19 protein-coding genes and 1 pseudogene are annotated in these 23922 nt (G+C 53.3%); 1 reads left to right on the forward strand and 19 read right to left on the reverse strand.

All coding sequences use genetic code 11. The features are described from left to right. Positions 1–9: 9 nt before the first annotated feature. The 19 genes from pstS to ravA all read right to left on the reverse strand — a co-directional run bounded on the left by pstS (position 10) and on the right by ravA (position 21738). A complete protein-coding gene (pstS, locus tag PW844_RS20320) occupies positions 10–1053 on the reverse strand; it encodes a phosphate ABC transporter substrate-binding protein PstS (protein WP_299455736.1) in 1044 nt (347 codons plus the stop codon). Positions 1054–1229: 176 nt separating this feature from the next. Then, a complete protein-coding gene (gene glmS / locus PW844_RS20325; RefSeq protein ID WP_299455738.1) occupies positions 1230–3059 on the reverse strand; it encodes a glutamine--fructose-6-phosphate transaminase (isomerizing) in 1830 nt (609 codons plus the stop codon). 144 nt (positions 3060–3203) lie between these two features. Continuing rightward, positions 3204–4574 carry a bifunctional UDP-N-acetylglucosamine diphosphorylase/glucosamine-1-phosphate N-acetyltransferase GlmU gene (gene glmU, locus PW844_RS20330; protein WP_299455740.1) on the reverse strand — a complete coding sequence of 457 codons (1371 nt, stop codon included), beginning with the start codon at positions 4572–4574 and terminating at the stop codon, positions 3204–3206. A gap of 178 nt (positions 4575–4752) precedes the next feature. Further along, complete coding sequence (locus tag PW844_RS20335) at positions 4753–5172, reverse strand: F0F1 ATP synthase subunit epsilon (RefSeq protein ID WP_084878118.1); 420 nt, start codon at positions 5170–5172, stop codon at positions 4753–4755. Positions 5173–5196: 24 nt separating this feature from the next. Further along, a complete protein-coding gene (gene atpD / locus PW844_RS20340; RefSeq protein ID WP_084878116.1) occupies positions 5197–6594 on the reverse strand; it encodes a F0F1 ATP synthase subunit beta in 1398 nt (465 codons plus the stop codon). Positions 6595–6624: 30 nt separating this feature from the next. Beyond that, on the reverse strand, positions 6625–7491 hold the full coding sequence (gene atpG, locus PW844_RS20345; RefSeq protein ID WP_084878114.1) for a F0F1 ATP synthase subunit gamma: 867 nt from the start codon (positions 7489–7491) through the stop codon (positions 6625–6627). 52 nt (positions 7492–7543) lie between these two features. Further along, positions 7544–9085, reverse strand: a complete 1542-nt coding sequence (gene atpA, locus PW844_RS20350; RefSeq protein ID WP_084878112.1) for a F0F1 ATP synthase subunit alpha — start codon at positions 9083–9085, stop codon at positions 7544–7546. 14 nt (positions 9086–9099) lie between these two features. Further along, entirely contained in the window at positions 9100–9633 is a 534-nt protein-coding gene (gene atpH / locus PW844_RS20355) for a F0F1 ATP synthase subunit delta (protein WP_299455745.1), read from the reverse strand. 14 nt (positions 9634–9647) lie between these two features. Further along, a complete protein-coding gene (gene atpF, locus PW844_RS20360; RefSeq protein ID WP_084878108.1) occupies positions 9648–10118 on the reverse strand; it encodes a F0F1 ATP synthase subunit B in 471 nt (156 codons plus the stop codon). A 107-nt stretch (positions 10119–10225) separates the two neighbouring features. Next, positions 10226–10465 carry a F0F1 ATP synthase subunit C gene (atpE, locus tag PW844_RS20365; protein WP_003849523.1) on the reverse strand — a complete coding sequence of 80 codons (240 nt, stop codon included), beginning with the start codon at positions 10463–10465 and terminating at the stop codon, positions 10226–10228. A gap of 49 nt (positions 10466–10514) precedes the next feature. Further along, positions 10515–11333 carry a F0F1 ATP synthase subunit A gene (gene atpB / locus PW844_RS20370; RefSeq protein WP_013511097.1) on the reverse strand — a complete coding sequence of 273 codons (819 nt, stop codon included), beginning with the start codon at positions 11331–11333 and terminating at the stop codon, positions 10515–10517. Between the two features lie 8 nt (positions 11334–11341). Further along, positions 11342–11722: a F0F1 ATP synthase subunit I gene (gene atpI, locus PW844_RS20375; protein WP_299455761.1), complete on the reverse strand. Its 381-nt coding sequence runs from the start codon at positions 11720–11722 to the stop codon at positions 11342–11344. A 713-nt stretch (positions 11723–12435) separates the two neighbouring features. Then, positions 12436–13053: a 16S rRNA (guanine(527)-N(7))-methyltransferase RsmG gene (rsmG, locus tag PW844_RS20380; protein ID WP_299455763.1), complete on the reverse strand. Its 618-nt coding sequence runs from the start codon at positions 13051–13053 to the stop codon at positions 12436–12438. Between the two features lie 47 nt (positions 13054–13100). Continuing rightward, positions 13101–14990, reverse strand: coding sequence for a tRNA uridine-5-carboxymethylaminomethyl(34) synthesis enzyme MnmG (gene mnmG, locus PW844_RS20385; protein ID WP_299455765.1), 1890 nt, complete (start codon positions 14988–14990; stop codon positions 13101–13103). A gap of 440 nt (positions 14991–15430) precedes the next feature. Then, positions 15431–15871, reverse strand: a complete 441-nt coding sequence (mioC, locus tag PW844_RS20390; protein WP_299455767.1) for an FMN-binding protein MioC — start codon at positions 15869–15871, stop codon at positions 15431–15433. 156 nt (positions 15872–16027) lie between these two features. Then, a complete protein-coding gene (gene asnC, locus PW844_RS20395) occupies positions 16028–16489 on the reverse strand; it encodes a transcriptional regulator AsnC (protein ID WP_013511092.1) in 462 nt (153 codons plus the stop codon). Positions 16490–16593: 104 nt separating this feature from the next. Beyond that, entirely contained in the window at positions 16594–18717 is a 2124-nt protein-coding gene (gene ovoA, locus PW844_RS20400; RefSeq protein ID WP_299455769.1) for a 5-histidylcysteine sulfoxide synthase, read from the reverse strand. Positions 18718–18784: 67 nt separating this feature from the next. Then, positions 18785–20245, reverse strand: coding sequence for an ATPase RavA stimulator ViaA (gene viaA, locus PW844_RS20405; protein ID WP_299455770.1), 1461 nt, complete (start codon positions 20243–20245; stop codon positions 18785–18787). Beyond that, a complete protein-coding gene (gene ravA, locus PW844_RS20410) occupies positions 20242–21738 on the reverse strand; it encodes an ATPase RavA (RefSeq protein WP_299455771.1) in 1497 nt (498 codons plus the stop codon). The genes viaA and ravA overlap by 4 nt, the downstream gene beginning before the upstream one ends. A 300-nt stretch (positions 21739–22038) precedes the next feature. Here ravA and kup point away from each other — a divergent pair. After that, a pseudogene (kup, locus tag PW844_RS20415) lies at positions 22039–23908 on the forward strand (low affinity potassium transporter Kup). The last annotated feature ends 14 nt before the right edge of the window (positions 23909–23922 follow it).

Below are 23922 nucleotides of genomic sequence, written 5' to 3' on the forward strand. Positions count from 1 at the left end.
GTCTATCAGTTATTCGAACAGCGCTTTGCCTGAACTGTCTTTGATGTTGGCTTTCCAGGCAGAACGGATCTGCGCGGTTACGCTGTCTGGCAGAGCGGCGTAATCCAGGCTGGTCGCCGTTTTAGAACCGTGTTTGTAAGCCCAGTCGAAGAACTTCAGCACTTCGCTACCTTTCTCAGCATTCGCCTGATCTTTGTAAACCAGGATGAACGTGGTTGAGGAGATCGGCCATGCATCTGCGCCTTTCTGGAAAGTCAGGTCCTGAGCAAAGGTTTCGCTCCAGTTCGCGCCTTTCGCCGCGTTAGAGAAGCTGGTTTCGCTCGGCGATACCGCTTTACCATCAGCATCCATCAGTTTGGTATAGGTCAGATTGTTCTGCTTAGCATACGCATATTCTACGTAGCCAATTGAACCCGGCAGACGCTGAACGAATGCAGCCACGCCATCGTTACCTTTACCGCCCAGACCGGTCGGCCAGTTTACGGTGTTACCTTTACCGATTTTGCTGTTCCACTCTTCGTTCACTTTAGACAGGTAGCTGGTGAACACGAAAGAAGTACCGGAACCATCAGCGCGGCGTACCACGTTGATGTTGGTGTCAGGCAGTTTCACGCCCGGGTTCAGCTTGGTAATTGCCGGATCGTTCCACTTTTTGATGTTACCCAGGTAGATGTCACCAACGGTTTTGCCGTCGAGGGTCAGCTGACCAGATTTAATACCAGGGATGTTAACTGCCAGTACCACGCCACCGATTACGGTCGGGAACTGGAACAGGCCATTTTTTTGCAGATCTTCATCTTTCATCGGCGCATCTGACGCACCGAAATCGACGGTTTTGGCGATGATTTGCTTCACGCCGCCTGAAGAACCAATACCCTGATAGTTGATTTTGCTACCGGTGGCTTGCTGGTATTCTGCTGCCCACTTGGCATAAACCGGTGCCGGGAACGTCCCGCCTGCGCCAGTCAGATCGGTTGCTGCAAAAGCAGAGACCGCGCTTACTGCGAAGGTGGCGGCGAGGATTCGGGCTACGGTGCTACGCATCAGTGTCATGTTCCCTCCAGGGGAGTTAAAAAAATCAGGCTCTATGCCATTTTAGTAGGAGTCATTGATTGCTGCTGGAGGGAAAATAGGACAGTTTGATTACAGTCAAATGTACGAAATATGACAGTTTTATGACATCGTTTAAAAATGAAGCGGGACCTGACAGGCCCCGCTTTTCCTGCTGATTATTCGACAGTAACTGATTTCGCCAGGTTACGTGGCTGATCAACATCAGTACCTTTAATCAACGCCACATGGTACGAAAGAAGTTGCAGCGGCACGGTATAGAAGATCGGCGCAATCACCTCTTCTACGTGCGGCAGTGAGATAATCTTCATGCCTTCGCTGTCGCTGAAACCCGCATCCTGATCGGCGAACACGTACAGCAGACCACCGCGCGCACGCACCTCTTCAATATTAGACTTCAGCTTTTCCAGTAACTCATTGTTCGGTGCCACCACAATCACTGGCATATCGGCATCAATCAGCGCCAGTGGCCCGTGCTTCAGCTCACCGGCAGCATAGGCTTCCGCGTGGATGTAGGAGATCTCTTTGAGCTTCAGTGCCCCTTCCATAGCAATCGGGTACTGATCGCCACGGCCAAGGAACAGGGCATGGTGTTTGTCAGAGAAACCTTCTGCCAGACTTTCGATCACCTTGTCCTGCGCCAGCATCTGCTCAATACGGCTCGGCAGCGCCTGCAACGCGTGCACAATGTCGTGCTCGGTGTCGGCAGACATACCGTGCAGACGACCCAGTTTCGCCACCAGCATCAACAATACCGTAAGCTGCGTGGTAAAGGCTTTGGTGGAAGCCACACCGATTTCGGTGCCCGCTTTGGTCATCAGCGCCAGATCGGATTCCCGCACCAGCGACGAACCCGCGACGTTACAGATCGCCAGCGAACCGAGGTAGCCTAGCTCTTTCGACAGACGCAGCGCGGCCAGCGTATCTGCCGTCTCACCTGACTGCGACAGCGTGATCAGCAGGCTGTTTTTACGTACGGCAGATTTGCGATAGCGGAATTCAGAAGCGATTTCGACATCACAGGGAATGTTGGCCAGCGATTCGAACCAGTAACGCGACACCATACCGGAGTTGTACGACGTACCGCAGGCGATAATCTGGATATGCTCAACTTTGCTCAGCAGGGTTTCAGCCTGCGGGCCCAGTTCACTGAGATCGACCTCACCGTGGCTGAAACGACCGGTTAAGGTGTTTTTGATCGCCATCGGCTGTTCATAAATCTCTTTCTGCATGTAATGACGATACACGCCTTTGTCACCGGCATCGTACTGCACATTGGATTCGATCTCGGCGCGATTAACCGGTTTGCCACTGCGATCGACAATCGTCACTTCGCGGCGAGTGATCTCAGCGATATCGCCCTCTTCCAGATAGATGAAGCGACGCGTCACTGGCAGCAATGCCAACTGATCAGAGGCGATAAAGTTTTCGCCCATGCCACGACCGACCACCAGCGGGCTACCGGAACGGGCAGCCACCAGCAGCGACGGATCGCGGCTGTCCATGATCACCATGCCATAAGCACCACGCAGCTGCGGAATGACCCGCAATACCACTTCACGCAGCGAACCGCCCTGCTTCTGCTCCCAGTGTACCAAATGCGCCACCACTTCGGTGTCGGTTTCTGAGGCAAACTGGTAGCCGCGTTCAATCAGTTGTGCACGCAGCGGCTCATGGTTCTCAATGATGCCGTTATGCACAATGATGATGTGCTCAGAAATATGCGGATGCGCATTCGCTTCTGAGGGTTCACCATGCGTTGCCCAGCGGGTGTGAGCGATACCGGTGCCACCAATCAACGGCTGTTCTTCCGCCGCCTCTGCCAGCTTCTGCACTTTGCCGAGACGACGCAGACGCGTCACATGGCCTTGGGCGTCAACGACGGCCAGACCAGCCGAATCGTAACCGCGATATTCGAGACGACGCAGACCTTCCAGCAGAATCTCTGCAATGTCGCGCTGTGCTACTGCACCAACAATTCCACACATAATAGTTTCCTGACTTCATGGCTTTCGGCCATTGCGTTGTCATCTGACCTGATATCCGGCATTGCCGGTTCCCCGAGCCTTGTAGAGAGTGGGGATAGAGTTATATTTACTGCTAACAGGCCGGTCTTTGCCGGCCATTAAAAATTACTTTTTCTTCACCGGACGCTGCCAGCCTGCTTTCTGGTTCTGTTCTTTACGGTTATAAACCAGAACCGCAGCGGGAACGTCTTTCATCACCGTGGTGCCTGCGGCGATAGTCGCGCCACTGGCAATGGTCACCGGGGCAACCAGCTGTGTGTCGGAGCCAACAAAGACGTTATCGCCAATGATGGTTTTCGATTTGTTCGCGCCATCGTAATTGCAGGTGATGGTACCCGCACCGATATTCACATCCTCGCCAATCTCCGCATCACCCAGATAAGAGAGATGCCCGGCCTTCGAGCCTTTACCGAGGCTGGCTTTTTTCATTTCAACGAAGTTACCCACGTGCGCCTTCTCACCCAGCTCGCTGCCAGGACGCAGACGGGCAAACGGGCCGACGGTACAAGCCGCCGCCAGGCTGGCATCTTCGATCACCGAATACGCGCTGATTTCACAGTCATCGGCAATCACGCTGTTTTTGATGATGCAACCCGCCGCAATTTTCACGCGATCGCCCAGCGTCACGTTACCTTCGATGATCACATTGGTATCGATTTCGACATCGCGCCCGTGTTGCAACGTACCGCGCAGATCAAAACGTGCCGGATCGCGCAACATGACGCCAGCCAGCAACAATCTCTCGGCCTGCTCAGTCTGATATGCACGCTCCAGCGCGGCCAGTTGCAGACGATTGTTCACACCGTCGGTTTCGCTGATCCGCGCCGGATGGACCGCCTGCACGACACGACCTTCCTGATGCGCCATGGCAATAATGTCGGTGATATAAAACTCGCCCTGAGCATTGTTGCTGTTCAGCTGAGAAAGCCAGCGTTTGAGATCGCCGCCGTTGGCAACCAGGATACCGGTGTTGATTTCCTGAATTTTCAGCTGTTCTGCCGAAGCATCTTTTTGTTCCACGATGCCGGTGATGGTGTCGTGTTCACGTACGATGCGACCATAACCGGTGGGATTGTCGAGAACTACCGTCAGTAGCCCAATGCCGCCAGCTGGTTTGGCGGCGCGCAGACGCTGCAAAGTTTCCTGCGAGATCAGCGGCACATCGCCGTACAACATCAGAATATCTTCGTCATCGGCGAAATAAGGAGCCGCCTGCTGCATCGCGTGCCCGGTTCCCAGCTGCTGTGCCTGAAGTACCCAGTTCAGGGTGTTCCCGGCAAGTTGCGCTTTGAGTTGATCACCGCCATGACCATATACCAGATGGATTTGCTGTGCGCCCAGCCCGGTGGCGGCGTCAATCACATGCTGAACCATCGGTTTTCCTGCCAGGGTATGCAGAACTTTGGGGAGATCGGAATACATACGGGTGCCCTTGCCAGCAGCAAGAATCACCACACTCATCGCAGTTGTAGACATAACCATCCTGACTCTGTTTTAGCTTTCGAAAGTTTAAGGTTTACCCCTGAGATTACTACATTTTTCTCGGATCGAAATTAGAGGATGTCGCGGTGTGACGGAAATGTGCAGGCAGGACATTGCAGGGAAAAAAAATGCCAACCCAAAGGGCTGGCATTTCGTGACGCATAAAGCCTGATTACATCGCTTTTTTGGTCAGCTCGATTACACGCAGTTTCGCGATAGCTTTCGCCAGTTCGGCAGAGGCCTGCGCATAGTCCACGTCACCGTGGCTGCTGCTCATGTGCTCTTCTGCTTTACGTTTCGCTTCCAGCGCGCGCGCCTCGTCCAGATCTTCACCGCGAATCGCAGTGTCGGCCAGCACGGTGGTGCTACTCGGCTGTACTTCCAGCACGCCGCCAGAGAGGTAGATGTACTCCTCTTCGCCGTGCTGTTTAACGATGCGAATCATACCAGGCTTGATGGCAGTCAGGAGCGGGGCGTGACCCGGGAAAATACCCAGTTCACCTTCGCTACCTGACACCTGGATCTTCTGCACCAGACCGGAGAACATTTGTTGCTCCGCGCTGACCACATCCAGGTGATAAGTCATAGCCATATCATTCCTCCCGGGAAACCGAAATTACAGTTTCTTCGCTTTTTCCACAGCTTCGTCGATCGCGCCAACCATGTAGAAAGCCTGCTCTGGCAGATGGTCGAATTCACCTTCCATGATGCCTTTGAAGCCACGGATGGTGTCTTTCAGCGATACGTACTTACCTGGAGAACCGGTGAACACTTCAGCAACGAAGAACGGCTGAGACAGGAAGCGCTGAATCTTACGCGCACGTGCCACCAGCAGTTTGTCGTCTTCAGACAGCTCGTCCATACCGAGGATGGCGATGATGTCTTTCAGTTCCTGGTAACGTTGCAGCAGTGACTGTACGCCACGCGCTACATCGTAGTGCTCCTGACCAACAACCAGCGGATCCAGCTGACGGCTGGTGGAATCCAGCGGGTCAACGGCCGGGTAGATACCCAGAGAAGCGATCTGACGGCTCAGGGTTACAGTTGAGTCCAGGTGGGCGAAGGTGGTCGCCGGAGACGGGTCAGTCAAGTCATCCGCAGGAACGTAAACAGCCTGTACGGAAGTGATTGAACCGGTCTTGGTGGAGGTAATACGCTCCTGCAACACACCCATCTCTTCAGCCAGAGTCGGCTGATAACCTACCGCTGAAGGCATACGACCCAGCAGTGCAGAGACTTCTGTACCGGCCAGGGTGTAACGATAGATGTTGTCGATGAACAGCAGTACGTCACGGCCTTCATCACGGAATTTTTCCGCCATGGTCAGACCGGTCAGTGCTACGCGCAGACGGTTACCCGGCGGCTCGTTCATCTGGCCATACACCAGCGCTACTTTATCGATAACGTTGGAGTCAGTCATTTCGTGGTAGAAGTCGTTACCCTCACGAGTACGCTCACCCACACCGGCAAATACCGAGTAACCTGAGTGCTCAGCCGCGATGTTACGGATCAGCTCCATCATGTTTACGGTTTTACCTACACCCGCACCACCGAACAGACCGACTTTACCGCCCTTAGCGAAGGGACACATCAGGTCGATAACCTTGATGCCGGTTTCCAGCAGTTCCTGCGAGTTAGACTGTTCTTCATAAGAAGGTGCTGCACGGTGAATAGAGGAAACCTCTACTGCGCTGCCGTCTTCTTCTTTCAGGTCGCCTTTCATGTCGATCGGCTCGCCCAGCACGTTCATGATACGGCCGAGGGTTGCTTTACCAACCGGTACCTGGATCGGTTTTTTCAGGTCGGTGACTTCCAGACCGCGCTTCAGGCCGTCAGAAGTACCCATGGCGATGGTACGAACCACGCCACCACCCAGCTGCTGCTGAACTTCCAGCACCAGACGAGCATCACCATTCTTAACCTCAAGGGCGCTGTACACTTGCGGTACTGCGTCCTGAGGGAATTCGACGTCAACTACGGCGCCGATAATCTGGACAATCTTTCCAGCTGCCATCTTGAATCCTCTACCTAATTCCAAACCTGGTTAAACCGCGGAGGCCCCCGAGACGATCTCGGTAAGTTCCTGGGTGATGCTGGCCTGACGAGCTTTGTTGTAAACCAACTGCAGCTCTTTGATCAGATTTCCGCCGTTATCGGTTGCAGCTTTCATCGCAACCATACGTGCGGCCTGCTCACTGGCCAGGTTTTCCACCACACCCTGATAAACCTGCGATTCGACATAACGACGCAGCAGGGTATCCAGCAGCGCTTTCGGATCGGGTTCGTACAGGTAATCCCAGGTCTTCGCCTTCATCTCTTCTTCACCTTCCGCTGGCGGTAACGGCAGCAGTTGGGTAATGGTCGGAGTCTGAGACATGGTGTTATTAAACTTGTTGCTGACGACATACAGCTTGTCGATGCGGCCTTCATCATAAGCCTGCAACATCACTTTTACCGGGCCGATCAATTCAGACAGTGAAGGCTTATCGCCCATGCCTGTAACCTGCGCCACGATGTTGCCACCCACAGAGCCGAAGAAACCCAGCCCTTTGGAACCGATAATCGCCAGATCGCTCTGTACGCCTTTATCAGTCCAGGCTTTCATTTCTGCCAGCACTTTTTTGAACAGGTTAATGTTCAAACCACCACAAAGCCCGCGGTCAGTCGAAACGACCAGGTAGCCGACGCGCTTAACGTCACGCTCATCCAGGTAAGGGTGCTTGTATTCCAGATTGCCTAACGCAAGGTGACCAATCACTTTGCGCATGGTATCTGCATACGGACGACTGGCCGCCATGCGTTCCTGCGTTTTACGCATCTTGGAGGCGGCGACCATTTCCATTGCTTTGGTAATCTTCTGCGTGTTTTTCACGCTTCCGATTTTGGATCGTATTTCTTTTGCGCCGGCCATTAGCTTCTCCTCAAAGCCTTGCGGCCTGCCTTTTCAGACAAGCCGCCAGACATTACCAGGACTGGGTTGCTTTAAACGTTTCGAGGAGGCCTTTCAGCTTCTCTTCGATTTCGTTGTTGAAGTTACCAGACTGGTTGATTTCAGCCATCAGCTCGGCGTGGTCGCGGTCTGCAAACGCCAGCAGCGCTGCTTCAAAGCTACCAATTTTTGCCAGCTCAACGTCGTTCAGGAAGCCACGCTCTGCAGCAAACAGCACCAGACCCTGCTGCGCGATTGACATCGGCGCATACTGTTTCTGTTTCAGCAGCTCGGTCACTTTCTGACCGTGGCTCAGCTGTTTACGGGTTGCGTCGTCCAGATCAGAAGCAAACTGAGAGAATGCTGCCAGTTCACGATACTGTGCCAGAGCGGTACGGATACCACCGGACAGTTTCTTGATGATCTTGGTCTGCGCTGCACCACCCACACGAGATACTGAGATCCCCGGGTTAACTGCCGGACGAATACCGGAGTTGAACAGGTTAGATTCCAGGAAGATCTGACCATCGGTGATTGAAATCACGTTGGTCGGAACGAACGCAGAAACGTCACCCGCCTGGGTTTCGATGATCGGCAGTGCAGTCAGAGAACCGGTCTTACCTTTCACTTCACCATTGGTGAAACGCTCAACGTAATCAGCGGTAACGCGTGATGCACGCTCCAGCAGACGAGAGTGGAGGTAGAACACGTCGCCAGGGAACGCTTCACGACCCGGCGGACGACGGAGCAGCAGAGAAATCTGACGGTAAGCAACAGCCTGCTTAGACAGGTCATCGTATACGATCAGCGCATCTTCACCACGGTCACGGAAGTATTCACCCATTGCGCAACCGGCATACGGCGCCAGGTATTGCAGTGCAGCAGATTCAGAAGCAGAAGCCACAACCACGATGGTGTTAGCCAGTGCACCGTGTTCTTCCAGCTTACGTACCACGTTAGAGATGGTAGAAGCTTTCTGACCGATCGCGACGTACACGCATTTGATGCCTGAATCGCGCTGGTTGATGATGGCGTCGATAGCCATTGCCGTTTTACCGGTCTGACGGTCACCGATGATCAGCTCACGCTGGCCACGGCCGATTGGAATCATCGCATCGACAGATTTGTAACCAGTCTGAACTGGCTCATCAACAGACTGACGATCGATAACGCCCGGAGCAATCACTTCAACCGGCGAGAAGCCGTCGTTTTCGATTGCGCCTTTACCGTCGATTGGAGCACCCAGGGTGTTCACAACGCGACCCAGCAGGCCACGACCAACCGGCACTTCCAGAATACGGCCAGTACACTTAACCTTCATGCCTTCGGCGAGGTCAGCATACGGACCCATCACCACCGCACCTACAGAGTCACGCTCGAGGTTCAGGGCGATAGCGTAACGGTTACCCGGCAGGGCAATCATTTCACCCTGCATCACATCGGCCAGGCCGTGTACGCGGATGATACCGTCACTTACAGAAACAATAGTACCTTCATTGTGAGCTTCGCTCACGACATTGAACTGAGCAATGCGCTGCTTGATCAGTTCGCTGATTTCGGTGGAATTCAGTTGCATATGCTCCAGTCCCCTTAAGACTGCAAGGCGTCTGCCAGACGCTCAAGACGGCCGCGAACGCTGCCATCAATCACCAGATCACCCGCACGGATGACCACGCCTGCCATTACAGACTTATCAATTTTGCAATTCAGCTTAACTTTGCGTGACAGACGTTTTTCCATCGCGGCGCTGATTTTCGTCAGCTGGCCGTCGCTCAGCGTACTGGCAGAAATCACATCAACTTCGGCCGTCGCTTCGTGAGCGTCACGCAGTTGAATGAACTGTTCCAGTACATCTGGAAGCGCTGTCAAACGTCCGTTTTCCGCCATCACCTTAATCAGGTTCTGAGCGTATTCATCCAGTTGATCACCACAGACTGCAATGAAAGAAGCAGATAAGGCTTCCGGTGCTAAGGCACCGGAAAGGAGATCTGCCATCTGTTCGTTGCCAGCCACTTCTGCGGCAAACGCCAGCATGTTTTGCCAGCGCTCGATACTTTGATGCTCAACAGCAAAGTCAAAAGCTGCTTTGGCGTAGGGGCGAGCTACAGTAATCAGATCAGACATCAGCCCCTCCCTCCTTACAGTTCAGCGACCAGTTTATCAACGATGTCGCTGTTAGCAGCTTCATCTACGGAACGTTCGATGATCTTCTCGGCGCCAGCTAATGCCAGCAACGCGACTTGCTTACGCAGCTCTTCGCGGACACGTGAACGCTCGGCTTCGATTTCTGCCTGCGCCTGCGCCACGATGCGGTTACGTTCAGTCTCAGCTTCAGTTTTCACTTCGTCCAGAATCTGTGCACGGCGTTTGTTCGCCTGCTCGATAATGACCTGGGCTTCTTCTTTGGCTTTTTTCAGCTGGTCGGTCGCATTGGCCTGCGCGAGATCCAAATCTTTCTTCGCGCGTTCAGCAGAAGCAAGGCCATCAGCAATTTCTTTCTGGCGCTTTTCGATGGCAGCCATAATCGGCGGCCATACGTACTTCATGCAGAACGCGACAAACAGGATGAACGCGATGGCCTGGCCGAGGATTGTTGCATTAATGTTCACAGCACAATGCCTCTTATTAAGTTAACTTGCTCTGCCGTTATCAATGATAAGCGGCAGAATCCGTTTCTCACCACACCGGGTGTCATGAGAAACAAAGGCTATCAGGCTTAGGCGACAGCAAACATCACGTAGAGACCCAGACCAACAGCGATCATCGGGATTGCATCCACCAGACCCATTACAACAAAGAACTGCGTGCGCAGCAGAGGAATCAGGTCCGGCTGACGCGCTGCGCCTTCCAGGAATTTTCCACCGAGGATGCCGATACCGATCGCAGCACCGATTGCCGCCAGGCCCATCATCACAGCGGCAGCCATGTACAGCAGATCCATATTCAGGTTTTCCATGACAGTCTCCAGTTTGTTTCAGTTAAAAGCTAAGTAGTTGAGATAAAAATCAATGTTCTTCAGATGCCATCGACAGATAGACGATCGTGAGGACCATGAAAATGAAAGCCTGCAGCGAAATGATCAGGATGTGGAAAATGGCCCACGGCACATTCAACACCCATTGCGACCACCACGGCAGCAGACCGGCAATCAGGATAAAGATCAGCTCACCCGCATACATGTTGCCGAACAGTCGCAGACCGAGTGAAACCGGTTTGGACAGCAGGCTAACACCTTCAAGAATCAGGTTGATGGGGATGAAGATCGGGTGATTAAAAGGCTGCAGCGTCAGCTCTTTGGCGAAGCCACCTACACCTTTCATTTTGATGCTGTAGAACAGAATCAAAATAAATACGCCCAGCGCCATAGACAGCGTGATGTTCACGTCCGCAGACGGCACGACGCGCAGCGCCGGCAGGCCTAAATAGTGCTCACCGATAAACGGCAGCAGGTCGATAGGCAGCAGATCCATGAAGTTCATCAGGAAGACCCAGACAAAAATCGTCAGAGCCAGCGGGGCGATAAGTTTGCTTTTACCGTGGTACATGTCGCGTACGTTGTTATCAACGAAACCGACAACCAGTTCGATAGCCGCTTGTAATTTCCCTGGCACACCGCTGGTGGCGCTTTTGGCCACTTTACGGAACAACACCAGGAAGATAAGTCCCAGCACCAGAGAGAAAAACATGGAATCGATATTTAATACCCAGAACGTCGCGGGAGCGTCGTGCGGATTCACTAACTCGAAAGTACGCAGGTCCAGCTGAAGGTTATTCAGGTGGTGACCTATGTATTCTTGCGGAGTAGAGATTTCTCCTGCAGCCATGATGCCTCTTACCCTTTGTTGTTAATTACAGCCGGTGCGACGATCTGCACCACCAGCACCGATAACCAGGTGATTGCGACTGGCCAGAAGACCGCCCCAAACACACCCAACGCCACAATGAGAAAAATAATGGTGGCGAACACCTTTAATACTTCACCGAAGGCGAAGCTCCAGGCTACACGCCCTTTGGCCGGTGTTTGCCCCTGCAGGCGCCAGGCTAAAAACATAAACAACACATTCGGCAGCCAGGCTGCCAGCCCACCCGCGATGGCGGAGACACCCCAGATGGCATCTTTCAGGGCAAACAACGCACCGATTACGACAAAAGTCACCAGCTGAAAAAGCAGCACGGTTCGGGCTAATTTTACACTGTAAAGAGACACTGACATGGTGCTGAACTCTCCTGCCCCGAATGGGGTATGTCGCGTGTCGTATAAGACTGCCTTTACTCATTTGAGTCAAGCAGCAAAAGCCGTGCAAATTATACGGGCCGCACCTGCGATTTCAATCGCTAAGTAGCGAAAAGGTGAACAATTATTTAAATTTCTTTCCGGAGGGCTATTTCTCAAAAGATTCACATCGAAGAATGATGGTTTCATGAGGTGAAATTGCGCCTGCCACTTGCTTTTAAAGCGTGCTTCAGATCACATTATAAGCATATGGACATGATGTGATTTTGTTTTGAACAAAAAAATACCCATTTCAGATAGGGGAAAAAAGTCCATTTATCAGAAAGATAAAATTATATTCAGACCACATCGACTGGATTAACGATAAAAACACTCTATTGACATCTCACAGCGTAATAAAATCGCAAAACTGATATTACGCACGCCGATTTATTGCTGAGTTATATTTTCTGGCGTGACTATTGTTTAACGTAAATACACCCAGAGAAGTGATCTAACTGATAATGAAATGTGAATTAAACGTTAAATGTAACAGAGCTTTTCGGATAATTTCCGCCAGGAATGTTAACTCGCTTCCCCTGCCCTGCTGAATAAATCTCTTCATCGCCTATTGTTTGATTGCTGATTTTTTATACAGCGACTGGGATAACTCAAATGGTATAGATTGGTCTTAATCCATACCATTTTCGGGGCTATTGACGGGCAATCACCACCAGATGACGTTCCCCTTCCAGCTCAGGCACCTGTAACGGATAAACCTGCTCTACCAAAAAACCCGCCGGTAAGGTGTTTATTTCATCATCCGGGCGTACCCCTTTCAGGGCATAGAAATGTCCCTGTGCCGAAGGAAGATGATGGCACCAGTTCACCATATCCTCAAGCGAAGCGAAAGCACGGCTGATCACCCCATCAAATGGCGGCTCCGCCGGAAACTCCTCAACGCGGCTCTGCACTGGCGTCACGTTAGTAAGCCCTAACTCATGTTGCACCTGACGCAGAAAACGAACACGCTTGCCAAGACTATCCAGTAGCGTGAACTGTGCCTGTGGACGCACAATCGCCAGCGGAATACCTGGTAATCCCGGCCCGGTGCCCACATCAATAAAGCGATCGCCCTGTAAATGCGGCTCCACCACGATGCTATCGAGAATATGGCGTACCAGCATTTGCTGCGGATCGCGTACGGATGTCAGGTTGTAGGCTTTATTCCATTTATGCAGCAACTCAACATAACCAACCAGCTGTTGTTTTTGTTGATCGGAGAGAGAAATGTTTGCCGCTTTCAGCAGCGCGGAGAGTTTGTTAATCACGACGAGAATTCCATTAACGGGGGCGAGCTGGCCCGCCCCGTGATCAATCAGGCGCTTTTACGCAGCAGACCCTGTTTTTTCAGGTAAATCAGCAAAATGGAGATGGCAGCTGGCGTAATGCCAGAAATGCGTGACGCCTGACCAATCGAGCTGGGTTTATGATCGTTGAGTTTAGCAATCACTTCATTCGACAGACCCGATACCTGACGGTAATCAAGCGTGGCAGGCAACAAGGTGTTTTCATTACGCTGCTGGCGATCAATTTCTTCCTGCTGACGCGCAATGTAGCCTTCGTATTTCACCTGGATTTCGACCTGCTCTGCTGCCTGTTCATCGGCCAGCGCCGGGCCATAGCTGTTCAGCGAGGTCAGCAACGCATAGGTCATTTCCGGACGACGCAGCAAATCTTCACCACTGGCTTCTTTGGTCAGCGGCGAACTGGTGATGCTGTTCACTTCCGCTACGTTGTCGGATTTTGGATGCACCCACAAATCGCGCAGACGTTGACGTTCCAGCTCAATTGCTTCCAGTTTCTGGTTGTAACGCGCCCAACGCGCATCATCCACCAGACCCAGCTCGCGACCGGTTTCAGTCAGACGCAAATCCGCGTTGTCTTCACGCAGCATCAGACGATATTCCGCGCGTGAGGTAAACATGCGGTACGGTTCTTTGGTTCCCAGCGTGCACAGGTCATCAACCAGCACACCCATATAAGCCTGATCGCGACGCGGTGCCCAGCCTTCTTTATCGGCGGATTGACGAGCCGCGTTCAGGCCCGCCAGCAGACCCTGTGCCGCCGCTTCTTCATAGCCGGTGGTGCCGTTGATCTGGCCCGCGAAGAACAAGCCCTGAATATATTTGCTTTCCAGCGTCAGTTTCAGATCACGCGGGTCGAAAAAATCATACTCGATGGCATAGCCCGGACGCACAATCTTCGCGTTTTCCAGGCCTTTCATCGAACGGACGATCTGCATCTGCACATCGAATGGCAGGCTGGTAGAAATACCGTTCGGATAGATTTCGTTGCTGGTCAGCCCTTCCGGCTCAAGGAAGATCTGATGCGAGTTACGATCGGCAAAGCGCATCACTTTGTCTTCGATCGACGGGCAATAACGTGGACCGATCCCTTCGATGACCCCGGCATACATTGGGCTGCGATCGAGGTTGTTGCGGATCACATCATGGGTTTGTTCGTTGGTATGGGTGATCCAGCATGGCACCTGTTGTGGGTGCTGGCTGACATTGCCCATGAATGAAAACACCGGCATTGGATCATCGCCATGCTGCGGTGACAGCTGAGTGAAGTCAATGGTGCGCGCGTCAATACGTGGCGGAGTTCCGGTCTTCAGACGGCCAACACGCAGCGGCAGTGCACGCAGGCGTTTGGACAACGGGATCGACGGCGGATCGCCTGCGCGACCACCGCTGTAATTATCCATACCAATATGAATTTTGCCGTCGAGGAATGTCCCGACAGTCAGCACTACGGTTTTAGCACGGAATTTCAGGCCCATCTGCGTTACAGCGCCGACGACACGATCGTTTTCCACAATCAGATCATCAACTGCCTGCTGGAAGATCATCAGGTTAGGCTGATTCTCCAGCGCAGAACGCACTGCCTGACGATACAGTACACGGTCAGCCTGTGCACGGGTCGCACGCACGGCCGGGCCTTTGCTCGCGTTTAGTATCCTAAACTGGATACCCGCTTTGTCGATTGCCGTTGCCATCAAACCGCCGAGGGCATCCACTTCCTTCACCAGGTGTCCTTTGCCGATACCACCGATTGCCGGGTTACAGGACATTTGTCCCAGCTTATCAATGTCATGGGTGAGTAACAGGGTTTGCTGACCCATTCGGGCAGCTGCCATCGCGGCCTCTGTGCCCGCATGACCACCACCAATTACGATGACGTCAAAAGGATCTGGATAAAACATGAAGTGGTACCTCGTTAATGTTCGGACAGGGATCATTGCCCTGGGCGGTGGATTCTACTGAAATTCTGTCTGCGGTGAAAGTCGCCGGATCCTGAGGTTTAAAAGAAAGGATCTTTATTCTTTGGATGATCTTCCTGTTAGATCTCTTATTAGGATCACGGTTCTCTGTTGATAACCTGAAAAAGCACTTAAGCAACAGCATATTGGTCAGGATCGTTTGCTGTGAATGATCGGTGATCCTGATCCGTATAAGCTGAGATCAAAATGACTGGTTATCCACAGCTCAGAAAAGCATCATCAGTTATTATTGGGATAACTACCGGTTATACGCATGATTCAGGCTATGTTATCCACAGGAGATCGGAGAATAAAAAGCATAAAACAGCGGAATCCTCTGGGGATCGCCCTGATTTCACGATCCCCAACCAGTCCGGATCGTCTTATAACTGTGTTTGCCAGCTCGACAGCCACACTTCGGCCGGATCTTCCGGAATCTCATGTTCCAGCACGTCGATCTCAAGGCGATCGCCAACACGTTTGGCACCCAGCTGGTTCAGTTGATCTTCCAGCAGCCTGATCGCGCCACAAAACAGATCGTATTCATGGTTGCCAATGCCCACTGCACCAAAACGAACGGCGGAGAGATCCGGCTGCGTTTCTTTTAATGCTTCATAAAAGGGCAGCAGGTTATCAGGCAGCTCACCGGCGCCGTGTGTTGACGTCACTATCAGCCAGATACCTTGCTGTGGCACTTCATCCAGTTCCGGTCCATGCAGCACCTCGGTAGAAAAGCCTGCATCCTGGAGCTTTTCTTCCAGATGTTCGGCAACATATTCGGCGCTGCCCAGGGTACTGCCAGTGATTAACGTGATATCGGCCATGATGCTCTCCGGAACTCAAAGGCGAGCATTGTACGCTGTGATCAAGCCGTGATCCACCTGTGGAAAACAGGGTTAATAACGAAAAGCACTGGCTGTCAGGCTGCATCTCTGGTGAGATCTGCCTGGGATAAGTTTGTGCACAGGAAAGGAAGGGGATCAGGGTTTGATGGTGCGCATGATCGGGTTTTGCAGGGAGATCAGGGTTTCGGTGGACTGAATTTCGTCTATGGTCTGGATCTTGTTGATCAGCACCTGTTGCAGGGCATCAATGGAACGGCACATGACCTTAATAAAGATGCTGTAGTGGCCGGTGGTATACCAGGCTTCGACTACTTCATCCAGCGCTTCCAGCTTGCTGAGAGCGGCGGGGTAGTCACGGGCGCTTTTCAGGATAATGCCAATGAAGCAACAGACGTCAAAACCCAGCTGGCGCGGATCGATCTCGACTCTGGTACCGAGAATGATGCCAGCCTGACGCATCTTCTCAACGCGTACGTGGATCGTGCCAGGACTGACATTGAACTGTTTGGCCAGCTCGGCATAAGCGGTGCGGGCATTCTCCAGCAACGCATTTAAAATGCCGCGATCCAGGTTATCCAGCTGCACATGTTCCGCCATTTCCTTCCCTCTTAAACTCGTCTTCAGTGAACAGAGGAGAATGTGCAGCAAAATGGCGGAGCAGGCAAGGCGCAGAGAACGGAGCTGCCGCTGTCTGCACGCTTTTAACGCTTACGCCACAGCGTGACCTGTGCCAGCGTGTGCTGGAACTTACGTGCCGTCTCACGAATGACGAAAGGGACATCCTGTGGTACTGCGATCTCTTCAAATTCGTCACGCAGTAAACGTTGCAGCGCCTGATAGGTTGTCAGTGCTTCGCCGTTTTCCCGCACGCCACCCAGCCAGTTTTCCTTCGGTGTGAAATCTTCCAGCCAGGTATAAGGCGATGACAACACCAGCAGGCCGCCTGAGCGAATCATTGGCGCGATATCCTGCAGGAAACGTTTCGGCTGGCGCAGGCGATCAAGCAGATTTGATGCCAGCACCAAATCGTAGCGATTCGGCTGCGGCTTCAGGTTACAGGCATCACCCTGCACGAACTGAATGCGCTGTGCCTGTTCATCAGACAGACCAAACTCTTTCAGGCGCACCTGGCGATATTCCACCAGCTCACCCTCCTCCGGCACCACATAGCGGAAATCCTCACCGGAGGTCAGTTGCAGCGCCACATCAATAAAGCGTGCCGAATAATCCATGCCGACCACCTGCTCGAAGTGGCGTGCCAGTTCAAAGCTGGCACGGCCGGTGGCACAGCCGATATCCAGCGCCTGGCCACGCTTTGTACAGTGCGGCAACAGCAGTGAGACCAGATTTTCCGCATAATTAGGTACGCCGTAGTAGCAGGGGCCGTACTGGAAATCGAGATACTGTGACACCATGCTGTCGGTTTCGTACGGGTTCAGCGCCATGGTTTCCTGGTGGGAGGAAACCACATAACGGAAACCGGCGTGCTGGAAGAAGTGACGTCGGAAGGCATAGCGTGAAGATTTCAGCGCTTCGTTACCGGTAGAAATCCAGCTGCCGCCTTTGATTAACGCATGTTTGCCATCAAAGGTTGGAGTGGAGAAGTCATCGTATAGCGGGTGCACCTTAAAGCCTTCAAAACCATTGATGGGCGTGGTGGTCCATTGCCAGACGTTACCGACGATATCGAAAAACTCGCCCTGGTTGCAGCGATCGACCGGGCAGGAAGAGGCCCAGTACGCCAGATTGATATTACCAGGTGCGTCGATCCAGTCAGGCTGATCGCCACTGACTAATTCACGTAGCTGCATCCACTCGGCTTCACAGGGAAGCTGGATAGCTTTGCCGGTTTCTTCTGCCAACCAGCGACAAAACGCCGCGGCTTCCAGCTGATTAACCTCAGCGGGCCAGTCCCAGGGCATTGCTACTTCTTCCGTCATCAGACGCAGTTTTAGCTGATCGGGTTGCTGAATATCGCCAATCCAGAAAGTTGGCATCTGCGCGGCGGAAAATTCGCGCCAGCCCCAACCTTCGTCATCCCACCAGCGCCGTTGCTGGTAACCGCCAGCGGCGACGAAAGTAAAAAATTCCGCGTTGCTGACCAGCATCCTGCTGGCTTTAAACGGTTTTAGCTCAGTTACCTTGCTGCCATATTCGTTATCCCAGCCGTAGGTATCGTCGGTTTTGCCCTGTTGCACGCGGCCACCGGGCATCGCAATCAAGGTGTTAGCAGGGACCTGGCTGCGATCGTGCCGTGCCTGCGGGCAGACAGGCCAGTGCGGCTGCGGTTTTACCCACTCGATTGGCAACTGGCGCATCAGCACGCTGGAGGTTTCCAGATGAATGCGTTCGTGTTCGATACCCATCAGAATCACCCATGCCGGGCTATCCCAGTCGACAGGGAGTTCCAGCGGCATGGTCTGGATAAATTCGCTGACCAGGTTTTTGACCTTGCCGCGATAATCGCGCACTTCCGCCACGGTCGGCCAGGCGTAATGGCTGTCGTCGAGATCGTCCCAGCTCATTTCATCCACGCCGATCGCCATCATCGCTTCAATACGATCGTCTACACGCTGATCAAGATAACGACCTGCCATCAGCTTATTGATGTAGAAAGTCGCCGTGTGGCCAAAATAGAAGATCAGCGGATGGCGCAGTGAAATGGCTTTATTGAAAAAAGCACGTTCGTCGGCAAGACAATCGAACAGGCTTTCATACAGATTCCAGGTTTGCAGGAAGTAGTCCAGCAGTTCGGCGCGTTTTTGTTCTGAATTCTGGCCGGAGAGCCGCAGCGTGCGGGTTGGTGTTGGCAGGGCGGTGGTCACGGTGTGCTCCAGTTTGCTCAATGTGAGAACTTATCACTATAGCAAATAAGCATTTCCGCCAGATGACTTAACGCTTCCAGCGCCGCAGCAGGCGGCTTTTCAGGCCGGTATCAAAGCGCCAGATATGATTGAAAATACGCAGAATACCGGGTTTGCCATGCGCAGACATCGCCACAGCATGAAAACGTTGCTGATTATGGCGCTGGCGTTGTTTGACGGCGTTAACAATTTCTTCCGGTAAACGCTGCGCGATAAAATCGGAAACGATCACCGCATCGGCCTCCTGCCACAGGCTGCCTTCCATACGCGCCACCACTGCCGCCAGACAGGCGGCCAGATCGGTGCCGCCACGAAAACGCTGGCTGAGAAAACGTATTGCCTGTTCGATGCCGTTATCGGCGGTCAGTTCATAGCCAATCACTTCATGGGCGAACAGCATGATGTAGCAACGACGCTTGTCTGCCAGCGCGACTTTCAGTAGCGCCAGACAAAAGGCTTTGGCACAGCGTTCATTAAAACCGCCCATGGAACCGGAGGTATCGACACAGACGATAAAGGGGCCACGCGGTTGTTCTTCATGTTGCTGGTGGCTGACCGGTCGCAGGCTGACTTTTTCATGCCAGGCCTCACCCTGCAGGCGGTAGGTCAGCAGACGCTTCTCGACCAGGCGGCGATAAAACTCCAGCTCCAGCTCGCTAATGCTCAGCGTGGCCAGTTCGGGCGGCAACAGGCGCAGTACATCATCGCTCTGATGAATGCCGCTGACTTCTTCCGGCACGTTATCGGGTTCGCGTACCAGCAGGTGTTGCTCTTCCAGTGGTGCATCCTGCGACGGCACAGCCTTTGCTTCACGGCTGCGTCCCAGCTGTTGCGCCAGCTTCATCAGCTCCGGCTGCTGAGCAAGAAAATCACCGTACTGTACGATCAACTCATAATCACCATGCTGCAACGGCGCTTTGCTCATATCCCATAAGCGTCCGGCCGCGGCTTCATCATCATCAGTGAGGATCGGGGCCAGTTGTCCACTCAGCGCCATGCGTTGTTGCAGCTCTGCCATCAGGCGTTCGCGCTGTTGCTCCAGCAATTGTTGATTCAGCGTCAGGGTTTGCAGCGTCAGGCTAAGCCGCCAGCGTTGCAGGAACAGGGTGTGCTGCGCGTTGCTTAGCTGGTTGCTGTCGGTATGCAGCAGCAGCTTGCTGGCTTCTTCAATAAAGGGTGATGGCAGGCTTTTTAGCTGCGTCATGATCGCGGGTAGCTGCTGGCTGAATTCATGCGGGTTCAGCAGTTGCGCCTGCTGGAACAGCTGAAATTCCTGGCCCAGTGCCTCTGGCACTGCGGTGGTTTTCATCTGTTCAGCGATTTCAGAGCGCCAGCGCGGCAGGTCACGCATCATTGCCTGTTTCAGGCGGGGGTATTTCTCAAAAAACATCGCCAGCTGCGGCGACGCGAGCAGAGCCAGAATTAATTCTTCGATTAGCTCGGTTTCGCCAATCGACAGCAGCGTGCTCAGCGCCTCCAGCGAGATCATTTCCGCGCCTGTTTCAGCTGTTCCGCCACATCCTGCAGGCTGGTTTCAATACGTGCCAGCCAGTCGTCGCTGATAAACAGACAGCGCTGATGCTGGCTGAACAACGTGCGCTGAGCGCGCAGCTGGTTATCCAGCGCATCAAACTCATCAATGATTTCCTGCGGCATTTCATTGCTAGTACTGGCACCGGGCAGCGTCAGACGCGTTGCCTGCAGGCTCACGTCACGTAACGTCAGGCAATGTTGCGCATCCACCAGCAGATCGAGGGTCTGAGCAAAACCGATGCCGTTGAGCTTGCCACGAATTTCACCGCCTTTCAGTAGCCATTGGTTCAGTGCTTCACGGCTGATCAACACATGGCTGACTTGCATGTCATGCAGCATCAGCGGCTGTTGCAACATCAGCGTCAGCTGTTCGTCGCTGAGGGAGGTGGGCAACTCGTAATGAGGTTTACGGCTAAACATGCCGCTGTGCTTTTCCAGCGTCAGTGCCTGCGCCACGCTTTGCTGCTGTTGCAGCGCCAGCCGACGCGCTTTGATCTGCTGAAGTTTCATCAGCATCGGTTGCTGTTGCCAGGCATGCTGCGTCATCAGCGCATCGATTTCACGATCCAGCAGTTTCATCGAGGTCACGTCGTGCCACAGACAATCTTTCAGCAGGATCAGATCCAGCGGAGCAATCGACACGCGGCCACTGTAGAAGGCACTGGCCTGCAACAGATGGATGGCTTTTTTCCAGCGACGATCGGAGATATAAGGTGCATCGGGCAGATTTTCCAGCTGCTGACGCAACTGATAAATCAGTTCAAACACATGATCCGGCAGGCTCACCTGGCTGATGCCTTTCTGCCACTGATGGTACTCTTCATCACTGATGCACAGTGAATCGGCCACCGGATTGCTGTTTTCATCCTGTTGGTGGGTCAGCATGCTGCGGAAATTCTGCTTCTCGTGCACGTTATCGAGCCACAGGCGAATCAGCATGCGGTCATACAAGGCTTCCAGCCCGCTGTCAGCTTCCGGCAGTTCGTTGGAGGCGGTGACCAGCAGGCGCATCGGGATTTTTTCTTCGCTATCACCATTGCGGAAGCGACGTTCGTTAATGGCGGTGAGCAGGGTATTAAGAATCGCCGGGCCAGCTTTCCAGATCTCATCCAGAAAGACGATTTCGGCATCCGGCAGATAACCTTTGGTCAGGCGCTGATAGCGACCTTCATCTTTTAACGCCTGAATGGAAAGGGGACCAAAAACTTCTTCCGGAGTGGAGAAACGCGTCATCAGGTATTCAAACGCGCGGGCATGCTGGAAAGCGTACTTCAGGCGGCGGGCAATCAGGCTTTTGGCAATGCCTGGCGGCCCCAGCAAAAAGACGCTTTCACCGCTCAGCGCAGCCAGCAGGCAGAGGCGGATCGCATGATGCCGTTCATACAACCCTTTTTCTAAGGCGTTGCTCAGGCGAGAAATTCTTTCTGCCAAAAGATGGGGTTGAGCCATAATCACATCATTGTCCTTCTGATCCTGTGCCACGCATGCTGGCGAGCGCATTACTCTACTGTTTATCATGCGTGAAAGCGTTGATAGCCGTCAGCTTTTTTGTTTCAGAAGGTTGAGGCGAGGCCTCTCGCCTGTTCCGGCCCCTTTTTTGCGTTTTTTTGCAGCGAAAAAACGCGTTGCTGACGCCATGTTGTATGTTAGTAAGGGTAGGTTTTTTTGGGAATATGTGCATACTGTGCGCTTTTTGATGGCCAGAGCGGTCGGCGAACCGCCTGATCGACTCCAACAAAAGATAACTCTATGAGCTCGGAAAACAAGCAGTCCCTAGGCGCAGTCACGCTGGCCGCCATCGGCGTGGTGTACGGCGATATTGGTACCAGCCCGCTTTATACCTTACGTGAATGTCTCTCCGGCCAGTTTGGCTTTGGTGTGGAACGCGAAGCGGTATTTGGCTTTCTTTCCCTGATTTTCTGGCTGCTGATTTTGGTGGTGTCGCTGAAATACATCAGCTACGTGATGCGTGCGGATAACGCCGGTGAAGGTGGGATTCTGACGCTCATGTCGCTGGCGGGACGTAATACCGGTGCCAGAGCCACGGCAATTCTGGTGATCATGGGGTTAATTGGTGGCAGCTTCTTCTATGGTGAAGTGGTGATCACCCCGGCGATCTCGGTGATGTCGGCGATAGAAGGCCTGGAAATTGCCGCTCCTTCGCTCGATCCCTGGATTGTTCCACTGTCGATTACTGTCTTAACCCTGCTGTTTATCATCCAGAAACACGGTACCGGTATTGTCGGCAAACTGTTTGCCCCGGTGATGCTTCTGTGGTTTATCGTACTGGCGGTACTTGGTGCGGATAGCATTATCAAAAACCCGGAAGTGCTGCAGGCGCTTAACCCGTCACATGCGGTGTACTTCTTTGTGCATTATAAAACCGTCTCCTTCTTTGCGCTGGGCGCTGTGGTGCTGTCGATCACCGGTGTGGAGGCGTTGTACGCCGATATGGGGCACTTCGGTAAATTGCCGATTCGCGTGGCATGGTTCGCAGTGGTGCTGCCGTCGTTAGTGCTGAATTACTTTGGTCAGGGCGCATTGCTGCTGTCCCATCCTGAAGCCATCAAAAACCCCTTCTTCCTGCTGGCCCCGGACTGGGCGCTGATTCCGCTGCTGATTCTCGCCACGCTGGCGACGGTGATTGCCTCGCAGGCGGTTATTTCCGGTGTGTTCTCGCTGACGCGTCAGGCGGTGCGCCTCGGCTATCTGCCACCGATGCGTATTATTCATACCTCTGAGATGGAGTCCGGCCAGATCTACGTTCCGGTGATCAACTGGCTGCTCTATTTCGCCGTGCTGATTGTCATCGTCAGCTTTGAACACTCCAGCAATCTGGCGGCAGCGTACGGTATCGCGGTAACCGGCACCATGGTGCTGACCACCATTCTGTCCTGCACTGTGGCGATCAAAAACTGGCACTGGAATAAAATTCTGGTCAGCTTCATTCTGGTTTCGTTGCTCTGTATCGATGTGTCGCTGTTCTCCGCCAACCTGGTGAAAATCTTCTCCGGCGGCTGGCTGCCGCTCTCCCTGGCGCTGGTGATGTTTATCGTAATGACCACCTGGAAAAGCGAGCGTTTCCGCCTGCTGCGCCGTATGCATGAACACGGCAATTCTCTCGAAGCGATGATTGCTTCACTGGAGAAATCACCGCCGGTGCGTGTGCCGGGCACCGCAGTGTATATGTCGCGTGCGTTAAACGTCATCCCGTTTGCGATGCTGCATAACCTCAAGCACAACAAAGTGTTGCATGAACGTGTTGTCCTGCTGACGCTGCGTACCGAAGATGCGCCTTACGTGCATAACGTTCGACGGGTGACGATTGAGCAGCTGTCACCGACTTTCTGGCGAGTGGTCGCCAGTTATGGCTGGCGTGAAACGCCGAATGTGGAAGAGATTTTCCACCGCTGCGGGCTGGAAGGCCTGAAGCTGCCGCATGATGGAAACCTCGTTCTTTATGTCGCATGAATCACTGATCATTGGCGACCGACCGTGGTATCTGCGTCTGCGCGGTAAGCTGTTCCTCGCGCTACAACGCAATGCGCTGCGCGCGCCGGATCAGTTTGAAATCCCGCCGAACCGGGTGATTGAACTGGGAACTCAGGTCGAGATCTGACACCCTTTGCGCGT

It is taken from the genome of Pantoea sp. (assembly GCF_028283705.1).
Classification (GTDB): domain Bacteria; phylum Pseudomonadota; class Gammaproteobacteria; order Enterobacterales; family Enterobacteriaceae; genus Pantoea.

What these genes read in the sequence shown, in the direction of transcription:
- PW844_RS20335 (WP_084878118.1), bottom strand. Translation starts at nt 5,172, where the DNA reads ATGGCTATGACTTATCACCTGGATGTGGTCAGCGCGGAGCAACAAATG.
- mnmG (WP_299455765.1), bottom strand. Translation starts at nt 14,990, where the DNA reads ATGTTTTATCCAGATCCTTTTGACGTCATCGTAATTGGTGGTGGTCAT.
- mioC (WP_299455767.1), bottom strand. Translation starts at nt 15,871, where the DNA reads ATGGCCGATATCACGTTAATCACTGGCAGTACCCTGGGCAGCGCCGAA.
- atpD (WP_084878116.1), bottom strand. Translation starts at nt 6,594, where the DNA reads ATGGCAGCTGGAAAGATTGTCCAGATTATCGGCGCCGTAGTTGACGTC.
- atpE (WP_003849523.1), bottom strand. Translation starts at nt 10,465, where the DNA reads ATGGAAAACCTGAATATGGATCTGCTGTACATGGCTGCCGCTGTGATG.
- atpI (WP_299455761.1), bottom strand. Translation starts at nt 11,722, where the DNA reads ATGTCAGTGTCTCTTTACAGTGTAAAATTAGCCCGAACCGTGCTGCTT.
- viaA (WP_299455770.1), bottom strand. Translation starts at nt 20,245, where the DNA reads ATGATCTCGCTGGAGGCGCTGAGCACGCTGCTGTCGATTGGCGAAACC.
- asnC (WP_013511092.1), bottom strand. Translation starts at nt 16,489, where the DNA reads ATGGCGGAACATGTGCAGCTGGATAACCTGGATCGCGGCATTTTAAAT.
- ravA (WP_299455771.1), bottom strand. Translation starts at nt 21,738, where the DNA reads ATGGCTCAACCCCATCTTTTGGCAGAAAGAATTTCTCGCCTGAGCAAC.
- atpA (WP_084878112.1), bottom strand. Translation starts at nt 9,085, where the DNA reads ATGCAACTGAATTCCACCGAAATCAGCGAACTGATCAAGCAGCGCATT.
- atpH (WP_299455745.1), bottom strand. Translation starts at nt 9,633, where the DNA reads ATGTCTGATCTGATTACTGTAGCTCGCCCCTACGCCAAAGCAGCTTTT.
- glmS (WP_299455738.1), bottom strand. Translation starts at nt 3,059, where the DNA reads ATGTGTGGAATTGTTGGTGCAGTAGCACAGCGCGACATTGCAGAGATT.
- pstS (WP_299455736.1), bottom strand. Translation starts at nt 1,053, where the DNA reads ATGACACTGATGCGTAGCACCGTAGCCCGAATCCTCGCCGCCACCTTC.
- atpB (WP_013511097.1), bottom strand. Translation starts at nt 11,333, where the DNA reads ATGGCTGCAGGAGAAATCTCTACTCCGCAAGAATACATAGGTCACCAC.
- atpG (WP_084878114.1), bottom strand. Translation starts at nt 7,491, where the DNA reads ATGGCCGGCGCAAAAGAAATACGATCCAAAATCGGAAGCGTGAAAAAC.
- glmU (WP_299455740.1), bottom strand. Translation starts at nt 4,574, where the DNA reads ATGTCTACAACTGCGATGAGTGTGGTGATTCTTGCTGCTGGCAAGGGC.